General features: G+C 63.0%; 1 protein-coding gene. It reads right to left on the reverse strand.

The window, feature by feature from the left end; translation table 11 throughout:
- Positions 1–665: NAD-dependent protein deacetylase, SIR2 family (locus DW899_RS10625; RefSeq protein ID WP_117801091.1), on the reverse strand; the 665-nt coding region annotated here is incomplete at both ends.

A 665-nucleotide genomic window follows, 5' to 3' on the forward strand; every position in this document is an offset into this window, starting at 1 on the left:
CCGTGCCGCCGAGAGCAGGGCGCCCAAATCGGCCTGGATCGCCCCTGCCTTGCTTCCAAGCTGCAGCGGAGCCGAGCCGCCCGAGATGTTTACGCTCAAAAGGTGCGCATCCGGCAGCTTTGCGGTCATGCTCCAGAACGGGAGCGTGATGATGCCGGGGGTCATCTCGCCCACGCCAAGCTCCAGCAACAGCACGCGGCGATCGCTGCGCTCGCGCACGAAGCGCTCGTATCGTCCGAGGCTCTCGCGCCATGCCGCACCCTGCAGAAACGTGTCGTCGCGCACCCACGGCACAAGCTGCCAGCCGCAGTGCGGGCATCGGGGGACATCCTCGCTGCGGATCTCGAACCCCGCCATGCCCGCGAGCATGCGCTCGACGTAGGGGCTCGCCTCGAAGAGCTCGTCGCAGCATGGCTGCTTGCATTGAAGGTGCGCGAAGCTTCCCTGATAGTTGCAGATCCTCTCGGTGGGAAACGTCTTCTCGACTTGGGTGTCTACATTGGTGCTCAGGATGAAGTAATCCTTATGGCCGATGAGGGACCGTAGGTCGAGATAGGGCTGCGAGGTCGGCTCGCGCAGCATGAAATCGATATATCGCGCGTAGTAGGCCCATTGCTGCTCGAGGCTGGGGTAGAGGTGGTAGAAGCCGTCGAAAAGGCTCTTGA

Origin of the sequence: Collinsella sp. AM41-2BH (assembly GCF_003468085.1) — a bacterium.
Taxonomy (GTDB): Bacteria; Actinomycetota; Coriobacteriia; order Coriobacteriales; family Coriobacteriaceae; genus Collinsella.